The organism is Photobacterium lutimaris (assembly GCF_003025555.1).
GTDB classification, from domain to species: domain Bacteria; phylum Pseudomonadota; class Gammaproteobacteria; order Enterobacterales; family Vibrionaceae; genus Photobacterium; species Photobacterium lutimaris.
On sequence record NZ_PYMH01000001.1, the window covers coordinates 829,609 to 845,046 of the forward strand.

14 protein-coding genes are annotated in these 15,438 nt (G+C 44.2%); 7 read left to right on the plus strand and 7 right to left on the minus strand.

Translation table 11 applies throughout. The features are described 5' to 3' along the window. Window positions 1–142: 142 nt before the first annotated feature. Complete coding sequence (locus C9I99_RS03570; protein ID WP_243734310.1) at window positions 143–1,120, minus strand: alpha/beta fold hydrolase; 978 nt, start codon at window positions 1,118–1,120, stop codon at window positions 143–145. Window positions 1,121–1,269: 149 nt separating this feature from the next. Between C9I99_RS03570 and galE the strand changes: the two genes are divergently transcribed. After that, entirely contained in the window at window positions 1,270–2,286 is a 1,017-nt protein-coding gene (gene galE / locus C9I99_RS03575; protein ID WP_107347449.1) for a UDP-glucose 4-epimerase GalE, read from the plus strand. 105 nt (window positions 2,287–2,391) lie between these two features. On the opposite strand, the gene C9I99_RS03580 is transcribed toward galE, so the two are convergent. Next, complete coding sequence (locus C9I99_RS03580; RefSeq protein ID WP_107347450.1) at window positions 2,392–3,003, minus strand: DUF2238 domain-containing protein; 612 nt, start codon at window positions 3,001–3,003, stop codon at window positions 2,392–2,394. A 290-nt stretch (window positions 3,004–3,293) separates the two neighbouring features. Here C9I99_RS03580 and C9I99_RS03585 point away from each other — a divergent pair, with 290 nt between their 5' ends. After that, window positions 3,294–4,634, plus strand: coding sequence for a DEAD/DEAH box helicase (locus tag C9I99_RS03585; protein WP_107347451.1), 1,341 nt, complete (start codon window positions 3,294–3,296; stop codon window positions 4,632–4,634). Between the two features lie 79 nt (window positions 4,635–4,713). On the opposite strand, the gene C9I99_RS03590 is transcribed toward C9I99_RS03585, so the two are convergent. From C9I99_RS03590 to pdhA, 3 genes are read right to left on the minus strand one after another with little or no spacing between them, the layout of a single operon-like run. Then, on the minus strand, window positions 4,714–5,862 hold the full coding sequence (locus tag C9I99_RS03590) for a dihydrolipoamide acetyltransferase family protein (RefSeq protein ID WP_107347452.1): 1,149 nt from the start codon (window positions 5,860–5,862) through the stop codon (window positions 4,714–4,716). After that, window positions 5,859–6,842, minus strand: a complete 984-nt coding sequence (locus tag C9I99_RS03595) for an alpha-ketoacid dehydrogenase subunit beta (RefSeq protein WP_107347453.1) — start codon at window positions 6,840–6,842, stop codon at window positions 5,859–5,861. Before C9I99_RS03595 ends, C9I99_RS03590 begins: the two co-directional genes overlap by 4 nt. Then, entirely contained in the window at window positions 6,835–7,923 is a 1,089-nt protein-coding gene (gene pdhA / locus C9I99_RS03600; RefSeq protein ID WP_107347454.1) for a pyruvate dehydrogenase (acetyl-transferring) E1 component subunit alpha, read from the minus strand. The genes C9I99_RS03595 and pdhA overlap by 8 nt, the downstream gene beginning before the upstream one ends. A gap of 392 nt (window positions 7,924–8,315) precedes the next feature. Between pdhA and C9I99_RS03605 the strand changes: the two genes are divergently transcribed. The 3 genes from C9I99_RS03605 (at window position 8,316) to C9I99_RS03615 (ending at window position 10,338) form a co-directional block, all read left to right on the plus strand. Beyond that, window positions 8,316–8,768 (plus strand): hypothetical protein, encoded by a 453-nt coding sequence (locus C9I99_RS03605; RefSeq protein WP_243734311.1) that lies wholly within the window; start codon window positions 8,316–8,318, stop codon window positions 8,766–8,768. A gap of 93 nt (window positions 8,769–8,861) precedes the next feature. Further along, window positions 8,862–9,296 carry a thioredoxin TrxC gene (trxC, locus tag C9I99_RS03610; protein WP_107347455.1) on the plus strand — a complete coding sequence of 145 codons (435 nt, stop codon included), beginning with the start codon at window positions 8,862–8,864 and terminating at the stop codon, window positions 9,294–9,296. A 127-nt stretch (window positions 9,297–9,423) separates the two neighbouring features. Continuing rightward, a complete protein-coding gene (locus tag C9I99_RS03615; RefSeq protein ID WP_107347456.1) occupies window positions 9,424–10,338 on the plus strand; it encodes a cation diffusion facilitator family transporter in 915 nt (304 codons plus the stop codon). 773 nt (window positions 10,339–11,111) lie between these two features. Here the strand turns inward: C9I99_RS03615 and nagZ are convergent. After that, window positions 11,112–12,116 (minus strand): beta-N-acetylhexosaminidase, encoded by a 1,005-nt coding sequence (gene nagZ / locus C9I99_RS03620; protein ID WP_107347457.1) that lies wholly within the window; start codon window positions 12,114–12,116, stop codon window positions 11,112–11,114. A 376-nt stretch (window positions 12,117–12,492) separates the two neighbouring features. Here nagZ and C9I99_RS03625 point away from each other — a divergent pair, with 376 nt between their 5' ends. Next, window positions 12,493–12,972: a DUF1097 domain-containing protein gene (locus C9I99_RS03625; protein ID WP_107347458.1), complete on the plus strand. Its 480-nt coding sequence runs from the start codon at window positions 12,493–12,495 to the stop codon at window positions 12,970–12,972. 57 nt (window positions 12,973–13,029) lie between these two features. Here C9I99_RS03625 and C9I99_RS03630 read toward each other — a convergent pair whose 3' ends face one another. Further along, complete coding sequence (locus C9I99_RS03630) at window positions 13,030–13,980, minus strand: precorrin-2 dehydrogenase/sirohydrochlorin ferrochelatase family protein (protein ID WP_107347459.1); 951 nt, start codon at window positions 13,978–13,980, stop codon at window positions 13,030–13,032. 334 nt (window positions 13,981–14,314) lie between these two features. On the opposite strand from C9I99_RS03630, the gene C9I99_RS03635 reads away from it, so the two are divergent. Continuing rightward, window positions 14,315–15,436: an efflux RND transporter periplasmic adaptor subunit gene (locus C9I99_RS03635; protein WP_107347460.1), complete on the plus strand. Its 1,122-nt coding sequence runs from the start codon at window positions 14,315–14,317 to the stop codon at window positions 15,434–15,436. The last annotated feature ends 2 nt before the right edge of the window (window positions 15,437–15,438 follow it).

Below are 15,438 nucleotides of genomic sequence, written 5' to 3' on the forward strand. Positions count from 1 at the left end.
AGGTTATCCCTAAAGCAAATATCCAGCCAATACGCAACGTCGCGCATTGACTGGAGTAGCTTAATCCAAGGTGAGAACCTTGTCTAATTTTCTTGCGAAAAAAATGTAATTAAATAATCCGTGATACTCAAGCATTGCCAATTTAACTAATGAATATTTTCAATAGCTTAGTTACGGTTTCTGGCTGTTCGTTAGTGACACCATGTGCTGTTTCAGGTAACACTATGATGGCGGAGTTCAGGTGCTGACTTAGCGCAATCCCATTTTTCAGCGGGAAGATTTTATCGCTATCACCCCAAATAAGCATTGTTGGCGGGAATACAGCTGTGTTTGCCTTTGCAATATTCTCACGATCAACAACAAGAGACTGTATTAAAAGCTCTTTTTCTTTTTTAAAAGGAGAAAAATAGCCGCTGTAGATCTGATTGGCGACAAAATCAGGCATACTTTTAGGTTCATAGAATACATTGTCAAACAGTCGCCTTACTTCCTGGCTGTTCGTTGGTACGAAAAGCTGCTCTGGCTTTTCAACACCGGCACGAAGACATAGTTCTTCAAGATCGGTGTCGCTGAACAGTGGACCCGGGCTAGCAATGATTACACCTTTGTTTACTCGATCAGGCTTCATCATCATGTTGTAGGCAATAAAGCCACCATAGGAGATGCCAGCGACGTTGACGTTTTCGATCTCAAGGGCATCAAGCAGCTGCCACATTGTCTCGGTTTGCGTTGTTAGGTTAGGGGGGCCCATGCTATAAGACTCACCAAACCAAGCTAAATCGGGTGCGATAACTTGATAATGTTTGCTCAACTCAAGCATCTCGTCTTTCCAGGTTGCGACCGCCGTTCCGCCAAATCCATGGATCAGCAATAAAGGCTCACCTGTTCCGCCGACCCAATATTTAAGCTGACCACCTTCTTTGAGGTTAAGGATATGCTCCTGGTAACCTTTGGCGTACAGCTGGTCATGATCATGTTTTTCTTTCCATTGAACTAATTCACACCCGTTAAGCACAAGAAGGGTGAGAAATAAGGCAATGAATTTAGCCGGTTGGCGGCTGAACAGGTAGTGCATGAGAATTTCTCCATTCCCAGAAATAAAAACGCCAATATTATACACTGTTTTATTTGTGTTGGCAGTAGACAGATTATTGCTCTCAATTTATAGGTTTACTGTGATCGTTACTTTATTTTCCAGTGAGTTATGTTACTTTATGGCCAGATTAACTAAAATTGTTTGAGTAATTCCTCACTCAAAGGGAGATAAGCATGCGAGTTCTCGTCACCGGTGGTATGGGCTACATTGGCAGCCACACTTGTGTTCAGATGATTGAAGCGGGTATGACACCTATTATTGTTGACAACCTATACAACAGTAAGAAGTCTGTGTTGGCAAGAATTGAAAAACTGACAGGTGCTACGCCTGCATTTTATCAAGGCGATATTCGTGATCGTGCTTTTCTTGATAAGGTATTAGCGGAAAATGAGATCGAATCGGTCATTCACTTTGCTGGCCTTAAAGCTGTGGGTGAGTCAGTAGAAAAGCCGCTTGAGTACTATGACAACAACGTTCACGGTACCTTGGTTTTGGTTGAAGCGATGCGTGCCGCAGGTGTTAATAGCCTGATTTTCAGTTCATCTGCAACGGTTTACGGCGATCCGGCAAGCGTGCCGATTACCGAAGACTTCCCAACCAGCGCAACTAACCCTTATGGTCGTAGTAAATTAATGGTTGAAGAGTGTCTGACGGACATTCAAAAAGCCCACCCAGAAATGAGCATTACGCTACTGCGTTACTTTAACCCTGTTGGTTCACACCAAAGTGGTGAGATGGGTGAAGATCCGCAAGGGATCCCTAATAACTTGATGCCATTTATCTCGCAGGTTGCTGTAGGCCGACGTGAATTCCTATCTGTATTCGGTGATGACTACCCAACAGTGGATGGTACTGGTGTACGCGATTATATTCACGTACTTGATTTGGCCGATGGTCATTTGGCTGCGCTAAATTATAAGGGTAAAGAAGCTGGCCTGCATATCTACAACCTAGGTACAGGCAATGGCTTTAGTGTATTGCAAATGGTGAATGCTTTTGCCAAGTCTGCCGGTGTTGATGTTGCTTATAAAATTGCCCCTCGTCGTGCGGGTGACATTGCTGAGTGCTGGGCTGATCCTGCGAAAGCTAAATCTGAATTGCATTGGGAAGCGACGCGTACGATCGATGATATGACTTCAGATACGTGGCGTTGGCAGTCTGCTAACCCAACGGGTTACCCAGATTTGTAATCAAGCCAGTGAATTTGTTTTAAGTATGAATAAGCCCGCAATCGTGCGGGCTTTGTTTTGAACATTTTTAAAGCGTTCATTTACCTGCTGATTGCGAGGCTAGCTTCAAGATACACTTTCCCGCTGATATGGCTTGATGATATGAAAAAGTATCAAACTGGTGAACGCACCTAATGTATCTGCGAACATATCTTTTTGTGCATCCCAAATATCGCCTTGGCTACCAAGGAACTCAATACCGGCATCACCGCCTGCTAGAGATGCATACCACCATTCGATGATCTCGTACCCAGCGGCAATAGCCATAATGGTTGCGAGTGCAAATAATGTGGCTACGAGCGGTTTACAGTATTGTTTGCGAACGATGAACTCGGCAATAGGGTAGGCATAAAGGCCGATTGAAAAGTGTGCTATGCGGTCGAAGTTGTTCCGCTGAGAACCGGTCAATTCGGTAAACCAATCGAAAGGAACGTTGGCGAATGTATAATGGGCACCAATAGTGTGAAGCGACATCCATATAGCAATAAGGATATAAGCGGTGTTAGAAAATTGGAAAAAACGATAGGTCATTAGCAAGGGCGCTAATATCGATACAACAGGAATAATTTCGGCTAACCATACATCAGGAAACTGAGGATCAAGACCTGACCAAATAATAATCAGGGTCACAATAATGAAGGCTGTAACAGGGACAGTATGGCTGCGAATTTGTGTCATTAATTCAAGATCCTACATCATTCTTATGCATATAGGTTAGCATAACAAAGATGTCTATTACTGAACACACCCATCGTTTTCTACCGGTGCGTTGATTAGGTGTTTGATTTAGTTGTTCAGGAAGTACGTTATCTTCATGAAAAGCCATTAAATCTGTATCAATTAGGTGCTAGCAAACTGAAATGTGGTATAATGCCCAGCTAACCAAATTTAGAGCTGTGTGATTACTGTCACATAGGCTCGTACTGTATTATTCTTGCTCATAGTTGGGCAATTACCGGAGCATCACTTTGCAATTTAACGATCTTGGATTAGACCAGCGCCTACTTAAAAGACTTAACCACTTGGCGTTCGATAAACCAACTGAAATTCAAAAAGCAGCAATCCCTGTTGGCATTCTAGGCAAAGATATCTTGGCCTCGTCCAAAACAGGTTCTGGTAAAACACTGGCCTTTTTGTTGCCAGCTATGCAGCGCATGTATCGTAGCAAGCCATTTACTCGCCGTGACCCACGTGTTTTGGTATTAACTCCAACTCGTGAATTAGCAAAACAAGTTTTTGCACAATTACGTACTTTAAACGCGGGTACGCCGTACGATGGTGCGTTGATTGTGGGTGGCGAGAACTTTAACGACCAAGTTAAAGAACTACGTAAAGATCCAATGTTTGTGATTGCAACCCCAGGACGTTTGGCTGACCATCTTGAACATCGCAGTACCCACCTTGATGGTTTGGAAATGCTGATCCTAGATGAAGCTGACCGTATGTTGGATCTCGGCTTTGAAGATCAACTTCGCCGCATTCATGAAGCTGCCAACCACCGTCGCCGCCAGACAATGATGTTTTCAGCAACGCTTGACCACACAGATGTTGTTAGCGTTGCCAGCGATATGCTGAATGCACCAAAACGTCTCTCTATTGGCCACTCAGCAGAAGAGCACACTGATATTACTCAGCGTTTCTTCCTTTGTGATCACCTAGATCACAAGCAAGCATTGCTAGATAAGGTTCTGGAAACTGAAAACTATAACCAGTTGATTATCTTCACTGCAACCCGTGCTGACACCGATCGTCTAACCAAAGAGTTGAACGAGCGTAAATTAAAAGCGGTTGCGTTGAGTGGTGATATGAACCAGACCCAACGTAATGCGATCATGAGTCAGTTCGAACGTGACTGTCACAAGATCCTTGTTACCACTGATGTTGCATCTCGTGGTTTGGATATCGAAAAAGTCTCTCATGTGATTAACTTCGATATGCCAAAGCATGCAGAAGAATACGTGCACCGTATTGGTCGTACTGGCCGTGCCGGTAACAAAGGCGATGCGATATCACTTGTTGGCCCTAAAGACTGGAAGAGCTTCAAAAACGTAGAAGCTTTCCTTCAGCAGACAATCAGCTTTACGACTTTTGAAGGTCTTGAAGGTAAGTTCAAAGGCTTGAAGCCAGCACCGAAGAAGAAATTTGTTAAGAAGAAGCCGACTTCCGATAAGCCTGCAGCGAAGAAGCAGCAAGCTAAGCCTAAGGCCAAGAAGAAGGTTGATAAGCGTTTCTACGACAACGTGGCTGTTGGTGATAGTGTCTTTATTCCTAAGAAGAAAAAGCCGGTTAGCCCGTCTTCTGAAGACTAACAGCAATGTTTGAGTATCAATGAAAAATGCCAGTCCGTGACTGGCATTTTTTTTGCTTAAGTCTAAGAGTTGAACCTATTTACAGTGCGGGACGTTGAAGGTGATTGACTAACACCTTCATGAACCTAGCCGCTTCACCACCGGTACAGGCTCGGTGATCAAATGTCATGGAGATCGGCAGGGCTTTAACCGATTTCACCTCTCCTTGCTCAAGCACCACTTTTTCAATGATGCGTCCCGCACCAACGATGGCAACCTGTGGTGGCGTAACAACGGGTGTGGCAAAAATACCGGCAATAGCACCGAAGTTGGATAACGTGATCGTCGCATGTTGGAGTTGCTCACGACCAATTTTCCGCTCACGGATACCGGTAACCGTTTTATCTACCCATTGCCTTATCCCTTTGGTGCTGAACTCATCCGCGTGACGTAAAACCGGCACATATAGACCATGTTTACTATCCACAGCAATACCAATATTCACCGTGTGATGTAGACAACGGGTCATCGTTTCCGCATCGAACCACGCGTTGAGCGCAGGTTCTTTTTGACATGCTTCGACGATTGCTTGAACAAGCCGGCAGGTGATGTCTTGTTCGGCGGCCCATGCTGCAAGACTCGCCTCTTCGGTAATCGTAACTGCAGCAATAGTATGGTGGGATTCAGACATCGCGCTAACCATCGTTCGGCGTGCGCCTTTTAAAACTTCAGTTCCTGGTAATTGTTTATCGCAGGCATTGTAAACATCGCTATCAAGAATGACACCATCAGGACCGCTGCCTTTAATCGCGCTCAAATCTACCCCCAGTTTTTGAGCAAGGCGTCTGGCCGATGGCATTGCACTAAGAGGTTGATCTGCTTCTTGATGTTGAGCGCTTCCAACCCAGAATTCGTCGACATTGATATCATGGCTTTCTTGGGCCACCGTTCCGACAACCGTGGCGGCATCCTTCTGCGGTGACGTGCTTTTTTCATTTACTGTAGCTGATGTGGCTGATTCCTCGATTTCCAGTAACAGGCTACCGATCCCAATGACATCACCGGCGTTGCCATGGCGGTTAATAATTTTACCGCTATAGGGGGCAGGGACTTCGACCGTTGCTTTTGCTGTTTCCACCGTTAAAACAACTTGGTCAACGTCGACGTAATCGCCAATATTGACATGCCATTGGACAATCTCTGATTCAGCTAATCCTTCACCTAAGTCGGGCAAATTAAATGTTTTCATTTCCACCCCTCAACCAGCGTCTTCGCTGCATCAGTAATGTCATCTTTCTGAATCATGAAGTAATCTTCATTGCGGTAGTAGGGCATAATGGTATCTGTCCCCGTTACGCGTTTCGGTGGCGCTTTTAGCAAGCACATCGCTTGCTCAGAGACTCGTGCAATGATTTCCGCCCCAACACCGCATGTCTTGCATGCCTCGTGAACAATGAGTAGTCGTCCCGTTTTTTCAAGAGACTTGATAATTGACGCCATATCGATGGGCTTGATGGTTGCCAAGTCGATGACCTCAGCTTCGATACCCATTTCAGACAGTGCTTGGGCGGCTTGCAGTGACTCGACAACACATGCACCCCATGTCACCAAGGTGAGATCGCGTCCCTTTCTTAGTGTGAAGCAAGTATTAAGAGGGAGGGCTTCACCGTTATCGATAACCGTGGATTTCACTGTGCGGTAAATACGTTTTGGTTCAAAAAACATGATGGGGTCATTGCTTCTGATGGCGGCGAGTAGCAAGCCATAAGCTCGTTGTGGGGAAGACGGAATAACAACGCTTATACCCGGAATATGGGCAAATAGCGCTTCCACACTTTCAGAGTGATGCTCTGGTGCATGGATCCCCCCACCGAATGGGGCGCGGAAGACCGCAGGGCAGGTCAGGCGGCCACGTGTACGATTGCGTATTCTTGCAGCATGGCAGATCAGATGTTCCATAGCAGGGAAGACAAACCCCTGAAACTGAAACTCTGCGACCGGTCGCAATCCTTGTGTCGCCATACCCACCGCGATCCCCCCGATAAGGGCTTCAGCCAAAGGAGAATCAATAACGCGTTTACAGCCATATTTCTCCTTCAGTCCAACCGTGGCACGAAATACCCCGCCGTTGTCACCGACATCTTCACCTAAAACCACGACGCTAGGGTCATGGGCCATCTCGTAATGCAACGCCATGTTAACCGCATCTAGGAGGGTAATCTCAGCCATGGTGACCTCCTTGCATACGCATCGCCTTGTTAATGATCAGATCTCGCTGACTCAGTAACTCTTCGTTAAGTTGCTCATAGAGAAAATCGAAAGCCGACTCTGGTGGTTGGGGTGAAGTTGCTTGGTATTTTTGGACGACTTTTTCTATCACTTCTTTGCAGTGGGTTTGCCAATTGAGATCATCTTGTTCAGACCAAACGCCTTGTTCGATAAGAAAAGCTTTCAGTCGCTTGACCGGTTCGTATTGCCAAGCCTGCTGAAGTTCATCCTCGCTGCGATATCGGGATGCATCATCGGCCGTTGTGTGGTCGCTAAGCCGGTAACTCACTGCTTCTATCAGGGTTGCTCCCTTGCCTTTGCGGGCGTGCTCTAATGACTTGGCAACAACATCAAATACAGCGACAACATCATTACCATCAACAGTTATGCCATCGATACCCGCACCTTTCGCCTTGTCAGAGAGCAGTTCTGCACCGCACTGAATCGAACGCGGTACTGAAATTGCCCATTGATTGTTGTTGATGACAAAAACCAGCGGGATATTCCAAGCACCTGCGCAATTCAATGATTCAAGGAAGTCACCTTTAGACGTTGCACCGTCGCCGCATGTGACGAGAGCGACTTGATGGTTGCCTTGAATTTTCAGTGCCGCAGCAACACCAACAGCATGAGTACATTGGGTGGCAATGGGGACGCAGAAGGGGAGATCTCGGCAGTGACTGTCATCGGGAGAAAAGTCACTACCGCGCTCATCACCGCCCCAATATTGAAGGTTTTTTTCCATTCCAATTCCACGGGCCCACAAGGCCGGAAGATCACGATAGTAGGGAATGAAGACATCGGATTTTTGTAAAGCTCGGCCTATAGCAATGCCTATTGCCTCAGACCCAAGGTGTGAAGGATACGTACCTAGTTTCCCCGTACGTTGAAGAGCGACAGCCTTGTTATCATATGTACGGGTTAATACCATGTCGCAATAGAAGCCCTTCAGGGTTGTAAGATCAGCCCATTCAGGGAGCGGGTTAACCAACTTACCGCGATGATCGATGAAACGGTGCATCGGCATAGCCAGAACATTCATCGTTAGCTCCTTCTGGTGCTGCCTCAAAAGAGGCGGACAGCAAATTGAAGAACGTGCCTAAGAAAGAATGAGAAATAGAATCGTTGGTGTATTCGACAGCGTTCAATAGTACTAAGTGTAATCAAATTGTTAACATTCGCTGCTGCTCGGATTTTATTGCTTAGTAAACTTATCGGTACACTTGATAGGTTTGTCAGTAGAGAGAATTCGAGAGTAATGTTTTAGAGTTAAGACCTAGTGCTCGTTATTTTCACAATACATAGGCTATCGCACATACTTACCAATGTTGGAATACAGTTTATCTCGCTGCACACGATGTTCATGCAGTACACGATATTCATTACCGTAATAGTGTATTGAAGTTTGGTAACCTTCTTTGTGAGGGCGTATAAATGAAATGGTACAGCAACTTAGCCGTGGTGGTCGTAATGTCGGCCTGTTCATCGCAAGCCAATGTTAGCGAAATAGCCCAGCAAAAGACGCAATACATCGCTGATGAGTGCTACGAAAACGAAGGAAGCTCACTCAATGAGGCTTTTAAAACCTTTATGTCAGATAGACAGGAGGAGCTAGGTGGGTTGCGTAAATCATTGAGTGATGAAAATTACGAACAGCTTGATTATGCATTGAGTCATTTCGTGACTTATTGGGACCAGTTACAGACTGAACGTAACCAGGCCTGTGAACAGCATGCGACCTGTGAATTTATCCAATTTAAAACCCCTGAACTGCAGAGTAATAATGACTTTTGCGATGGTACCGATTTCGAGTACAGCGTGAGTCGAGCGAAGATAATCAACTTCTATAGCGATATAGAGCGGCTAGAATTACAGAAGTCCCCTTAGCTTTTCACCGTCGTTAATTGAGTCGATCGGCTATAATGTATTTGATTATAATCTTTGCTAGTATCCGCTGTTTTATACGAAGAAGATAATCAAATGGCAGCCTTTTCTGTTCAATGTTCCCATTGCCGTCAAAGCGCGAGTTTACTGCCTCAGTCACTATCAAATACCGTTAAGTGTCCTCATTGCGGTAAACATATCTTAGATGGTCATCCGGTTGACGCTGATAGCAAGTCACTGGATAAATTGGTTTATTCCCCTATACCGGTGATCGTTGTTTTTTGGAATGACAACTGTGCCCCCTGTAAGGCGTTCAAACCGATTGTTGCTAAAATAGCTAAAGAGCGGGCGGGAAAACTTCGTGTGGTCTTTGTTAACGTAAGCAAAAACATGGGTTTATCATCAAAATACCGATTGCGTGGAGTACCTACGACTATTGCCTTTAAAAAGGGGCGGCAGCAAGCAGTTTTGAACTCTGCTTTACGCAAAAATGAATTTGCTAAGTGGTTGTCTGAGTCATTATCAATTTGATCACAAAAGCGTAACTGTGGTAAAGGTATAGTAATCAACGAGCAAACAGACTGTATATAACAGACGAATAGCTGTTTGTTTGCATTCATAATCATTGCAATTTAATTAACAGTATAAGGAGGATTTTATGGCTACTAGCCGTAAAATTAGTAAAGAACGTTTAGCACTGAAGTTATCCCTAGCGGGTACTATCCTGTTGTCTTCGCTAGGCATAGGCTACGGGTTGTATGTTGGATCCAATGCCATTCTACTCGATGGAATGTTCTCTTTACTCAGTATGGGAATGACAGGTTTAAGCCTGTATACCGCTTACCTCGTTTCTAAGCCAGATGATAAGCATTTCCAATTTGGCTATGCGCACATTGAACCGTTAATTAACGTCGTCAATGGCTTGCTCATCTTACTCACATGTGTTTTTGGTTTAATTAGTGGTGTGCAAACCATTGTCAACGGTGGACACGATATCGTCCTCGAGCATGCTATTTTCTATGCTGTGCTTTCGACTATTTGCTGTTTTTCTATCTATTTTACTGAAACTTATATTGCTAAAGCGGAGCAATCTGAGTTGGTTAAAGTTGACTCTCAGGAGTGGCTTATTGATGGGATCCTGAGTGCGTCGATTTTGGTTGGGTTTATTGTCGTGATGATCCTCGATCATTATGGTTTTTCACAGTGGAACCGTTATGTTGATCCTATCTTGGTTTCTACTTTATCGCTTGCTGCTGCTGTGCTGCCGATTAAGGTGTTACGTCGTAACCTAAGAGAAGTGTTACTTGTTGCTCCCCAAGATGATGTGCAGGATAACGTCGACCGCGTTATAGCCAAGCTATCAAAACAGTATCATTTTGATGATTATACTCATCATTTTGCAAAAACAGGCCGGCAGTATGACCTTGAAGTCAACATCCTTGTTAAGGACGATACCTATTGGACGACCAAGCGACAAGATCAGATAAGATTGATTTTGTGGGAAGCGTTATCTGATGAACTTGGCGATACTTGGTTATCAGTGAGCTTTACCGGGCAGGCAAGGTGGCTCTGAGGCCATATAAAACAGAATGACAAACTAAAAAGGGTATTTACGACCCTTTTTACCTCCAAAATTGATGTCTTTAATTATTATCATAGTTATGTATCCAAAGCACTTAGGTATAAGTTTATCTAATCTGATTTGGGGATTAATCTAGTGATAAAAACGCTGGTTATTATTGACTTTTATCTGCAAAATATTCATTGATTCATCGGTTGCCTGATGAATCAATGAGCAGCGTGCTGGCGGTTTCATTGCGTATCACTTAACGTTATGTTTTTTATAATTAATAGTATGGAGTGTGTTGATAGAAGATATAAGGTTTTTCATGCAATTAGGACGAATATTATGCAAAGTTTTTAGTGCATTTTTTGCGCTGTTGGGGTATCTTGTCCACAGTCTAAAAATTGCTTCTATCTCTAGTGGTAATCTTTAGACTTACAGGCAGCATTCCGATGCTTAACGTACTCACACATATTGATAAATCATAGGCTTATGTGATTATGGAAACATTACTGGTTATCGCCTTCATCGTTGGTGCTTTCTACATTATCTGCAGAGAAAAGAAGAAATGCACCAAAGAAGTTGATCACTCTCGTGACTCTTTGTAATTACGACTTTTATTAGAGTGATCTGCTGGATTAACTGTTGTACCAGTACTATTGCAATTTAAGTGATTGGATACGTAGTATAAATCGCCCTTTTAATATTCTTTGACTCTTCATGAGAGAATATTATGGGCGATTTTTTATTGATAGCGACTGACTATCGTCCGCTGTCTGTCGTTAAGCTTGCTTCTCCATCCACTGCTCGCGAAGGCGTGCGATACGTTTTGCCGTTTCTTGCCATTTTGATGTATTAATTAAGTCTCTATATTCACCGGTTGGCTTTTTACATAGCGACTCTAAAGAAGGGACCTGTGTCTGGGGGAGTCCATCTAACGCCTCGATAGCACCTTCGCGGTTATTACAAAGCATCACCATATCGCACCCTGCACGCTGAGCTGCAATGGCCCGTTCACTATAGCTGCCAAGTACATCGGCACCTTTCATATTGAGATCATCAGAAAACACGACCCCTTTGAAGCCCATTTCCTCACGGAGAATATGCTTTAGCCAGTATTCAGATCCACTAGCTGGTGATGAATCATAATGATCAAATATTACATGGGCTGGCATCATAGCATCGAGTAGGTTGTTATCGATCAAAGACTGAAATACCGTCATATCGTGCTCTTTTATCATATCGCGTGAGTCGATAGGGGTTTCGAGGTGTGAGTCAGCGATAACGCCGCCATGGCCTGGAAAGTGTTTTCCTGTTGCTGCCATTCCTGCCAGTTTCATTCCCTTGATAAACTCGGAAGCATAGTGAATAACTTGCTGGGGATCATCTGAAAAAGCCCTGTCACCAATTGCTTTGCAGTCAAACCCGAGATCCAATACAGGAGCAAGGCTGAGGTCTATATCCATTGCAAGCAACTCGGCGGCCATTAGCCAACCACCATCATAAGCCAAGGCTTTTCCTTCTTTGCTTTGAGCAAAGGCTTTTGCTGGTGGGAGTAATGTGAACTCCTCGCGGAATCGTTGTACACGTCCGCCTTCTTGATCTACAGCAATAAGAAGAGGGCGCTTCGCGGTATTACGAATATCTTTGGTCAGCGCGCGCAATTGCTCACGATCATGGTAGTTTCGTGAGAAAAAAATGATTCCACCGACGGTAGGGTGTTGGATGATCTCGCGATCTTCTGCATCTAGCTCATAGCCAGTCACATCAAGCATCAGAGGGCCCATGAATTCTCCTTACGGAATTTATCTTGTAATAACAAACAGATAATTATGCCTTATATTGAAGGAATAGGATAATGAACACGCTTAATTATAGAGAGATTTAACCAATTATTGGCAATCGAACAAGGCTTGATGATAAGTAAAGTAGTGATTCATTGTTTATCACTGTAAACATTGAGTTGTGTAATGGATTTCATCAAGATTATGAAATCTATCGAAACTGAATTAAGTTATTGAATATAAATAATTTAAAATTGGTGGATTACATGTGCGCACTGCAATGATATTTTGTTGCAGTGAAAGTGTGATGTTGGGCACTTTAATGCTAGGTGTTGTCCCTTACACTGTTTCCTTGATTGTCCAATTAGGAAAGTGAAAGATGTCAACTTTGGTCGCAATTGCTATTACAACTGGAATTCTATCAGGTATTTGGGGGTGGGTTGCTGTCTCCCTCGGATTACTAAGCTGGGCTGGTTTCCTCGGTTGTACAGCATACTTCGCTTCCCCTAAAGATGGTGTTAAGGGCTTGCTACTCAGCTTGGCAACAACAATGAGTGGTGTGTTCTGGGCAATGGTTATTATCCATCTTTCTACTGAGGTAGGCATTGAGATCATTGGTTACGTTATTACGGCCGTTGTTGCTTTCTTTATGTGTTTTCAAGCGAAACAAACATGGCTTAGCTTTATTCCAGGGACGTTTATTGGCTCTTGTGCCACATTTGCCTCGGGTGGAGACTGGAAGGTTGTCGTTCCATCGTTAGTGCTTGGTATTATTTTTGGCTATTCAATGAAAGCTTCGGGTTTGTGGTTGCAACAGAAATTGGCCAAACCTGAAGGAACCCTTGCGCCAGCAGAGTAAAGCCGAATTATTGAATCGAAGAAAAAGCCGCAATTTGCGGCTTTTTTGTAGGCGGGATCAAAGGCAAGGAATATAGAGGCCAGAGAAAGATTGCTCAAGGGGCTTCAATACTTCGGTTGCTTTATCTTTTGGGGCGAGGATGCAGACTCGCAACCCTTCGTCGAGCATGCATTGCACTTGTGACGTCAGATTACCAGTATCGTTGTAGGGCTCACGATCGGCGTCCCTTCGGCACAAATCGACAAAGTCATCATCAGCACCGGCATCGCTAGGGTAGAGAACATATTCTGCCTGTTGCATCAAACGCAGCGCCTTTAAGGTGAGCAGTTCGGTATCAGCCCCCGTTTCTATCAGGTACAAGGCGGCCTGTGCCTTGTTTATATCTGCCTGATTAATTAATTGTACAAAGACACGCTCTAGACACTCATCCCTTTGTGCCTGCTCAACCTCGGGATGGCGGAAAAAGCGTTCCCAAAACTTACGCCTTTCATCAACGGTTGCAAAATGTTGTTTAATCCGCTCTCGTTGCGCTCCGGCGTAACGGGCTAATAATGATAGGTTATGCGGTAGTTGTGTCTCGAGTTTCTCCCTCAGGTACCGAACTAATACAGGAGATGCCCCACCACTGGATACGGCAACTTGAATAGGGCTCCTGTCAATAATGGATGGAGTGATGAAGTCACAGTAATCTTTATCATCGACAACATTAATCCAGATTCCCAGCTTTGTGGCATCCTGGTGGACCTGATGATTAAGGGAGGAATTATTGGTTGTTGCCCAAACTTGATAGCTGCCTTGAAGATCACATTTTTCGTAACACTTATTTTTCCAGCGAATATCTCCACTGTTTGATAATGCAGCTAAGTAATTGTGCAGCTTTGGGGAAATAACAGTAATGATGGCGCCTGCTTTTCGCAGTAAGTCCACTTTTCTGCACGCGACGTCACCACCGCCTACTACTGTTACTTTTTTCTGTTTTACTGAGAGGAAAATCGGGAAATAGTCCATATTATATATTCTTTATAGGTATATGCTCTGCCGCTAAGCCTCTGACTTGTCGTCATATCTTTTTCTAGTTACTATGAAAACACAGTTTTACAAGCTTTGAAATAATTTGAAACACTTGCTTGGTGAAAATATTTCATTACTTATGACTGTTCAGCTTGGATTAAAGGCATAATGCTACTTTATGCAAACTATAATGATATTTTTTTGAAACTTTAAATAACCTTCAAGTCACTAAAAATTAAGCAAAATGATTGTTCGTTTGTTGATAGTTTCAGTGATTGAATATAACAAACTTTAAGCGTACTTTTTACATAAATTTAAGATGGTCGGCAATATGAATAAAAAACTTATGATTGCGACACTGATAAGCTCAAGCCTGCTTGTTGGTTGTGGCGATAAGTTGTCTGGTCCTGCAGGGGGAATGGCTCCTCTAGTCGCGGTACAGCCAGTAACTGTGATTGATTATCAACAGGGGAAACAGTTTGTAGGAAGAACTGAAGCGATTGAAGATGTGGCTATCACAGCTCAAGTTTCAGGCTACCTTAAAGCGCGTTCGTTCAATGAAGGAGAGGTTGTTGAAAAAGGGCAGGTCCTTTTTGAAATTGAACCTGCAGCCTATGAAGCTCGAGTAGCAAGTGCAGCGGCTTCTATTGCACAAGCTGAAGCTACGTTAAAGCGTGCTGACTTAGATTGGAAACGTGGTCAAAATTTGTTGCCAAAAGGCAGTATCAGCCAGTCTGAATACGATCGTCTTACGGCAGAAAAACTGAGCGCTGAAGCACAGCTTAAAGCGGCAGGTGCCCAGTTGAAATCAGCACAAGTTGATTTGTCTTTCACTAAAATTACCGCACCATTTACCGGCCGCATCAGTGATAGTAAGGCCAGTATCGGTGACCTTGTTTCGCCAAACTCTGGTGTGCTGACAACACTCGTTAGCCTTGACCCTATGCAAGCTTCTTTTAACGTGAGTGAGCGCGAGCGTCTGAATCTAGGTATTGATAGCCTTGACGGTGCGGGTAGAGGCCAAAGTGATGTTGAAGTTGTCCTTACGCTAACCAACGGTAAAGAGTACGGCGAACTTGGCCAAGTTGACTTCATTGGTAACCGTATTGACCTTAAAACCGGTACGATTGCAATGCGTGCAAGTTTTGCCAACCCAGAGCAATCCTTGCTTCCTGGTCAGCATGTTCAAGTATTCCTGCGTGAAAAAGAGCCTGTAAAGCGTATCGTGATCCCACGTCGTGCTGTTCAAAGTGACTTGGAAGGTGACTTTGTCATGGTACTGGCGGATGAAAATGTTGCCGAACGCCGTAATGTGGTTTTAGGACCTCAAACCGAACATGGGATCATCATCGCCGAAGGCATTGACAGCGAAGATGTTATTATGACTAAAGGTCTTCAGCGTGTTCGTAATGGTGTAACAGTACGACTTGAAGAAACAGGGGCGCAAGAGTAATC

What these genes read in the sequence shown, in the direction of transcription:
- C9I99_RS03635 (WP_107347460.1), top strand. Translation starts at nt 14,315, where the DNA reads ATGAATAAAAAACTTATGATTGCGACACTGATAAGCTCAAGCCTGCTT.
- C9I99_RS03605 (WP_243734311.1), top strand. Translation starts at nt 8,316, where the DNA reads ATGAAATGGTACAGCAACTTAGCCGTGGTGGTCGTAATGTCGGCCTGT.
- C9I99_RS03630 (WP_107347459.1), bottom strand. Translation starts at nt 13,980, where the DNA reads ATGGACTATTTCCCGATTTTCCTCTCAGTAAAACAGAAAAAAGTAACA.
- C9I99_RS03595 (WP_107347453.1), bottom strand. Translation starts at nt 6,842, where the DNA reads ATGGCTGAGATTACCCTCCTAGATGCGGTTAACATGGCGTTGCATTAC.
- C9I99_RS03625 (WP_107347458.1), top strand. Translation starts at nt 12,493, where the DNA reads ATGTCAACTTTGGTCGCAATTGCTATTACAACTGGAATTCTATCAGGT.
- pdhA (WP_107347454.1), bottom strand. Translation starts at nt 7,923, where the DNA reads ATGAATGTTCTGGCTATGCCGATGCACCGTTTCATCGATCATCGCGGT.
- C9I99_RS03615 (WP_107347456.1), top strand. Translation starts at nt 9,424, where the DNA reads ATGGCTACTAGCCGTAAAATTAGTAAAGAACGTTTAGCACTGAAGTTA.
- C9I99_RS03590 (WP_107347452.1), bottom strand. Translation starts at nt 5,862, where the DNA reads ATGAAAACATTTAATTTGCCCGACTTAGGTGAAGGATTAGCTGAATCA.
- trxC (WP_107347455.1), top strand. Translation starts at nt 8,862, where the DNA reads ATGGCAGCCTTTTCTGTTCAATGTTCCCATTGCCGTCAAAGCGCGAGT.
- C9I99_RS03580 (WP_107347450.1), bottom strand. Translation starts at nt 3,003, where the DNA reads ATGACACAAATTCGCAGCCATACTGTCCCTGTTACAGCCTTCATTATT.
- galE (WP_107347449.1), top strand. Translation starts at nt 1,270, where the DNA reads ATGCGAGTTCTCGTCACCGGTGGTATGGGCTACATTGGCAGCCACACT.
- nagZ (WP_107347457.1), bottom strand. Translation starts at nt 12,116, where the DNA reads ATGGGCCCTCTGATGCTTGATGTGACTGGCTATGAGCTAGATGCAGAA.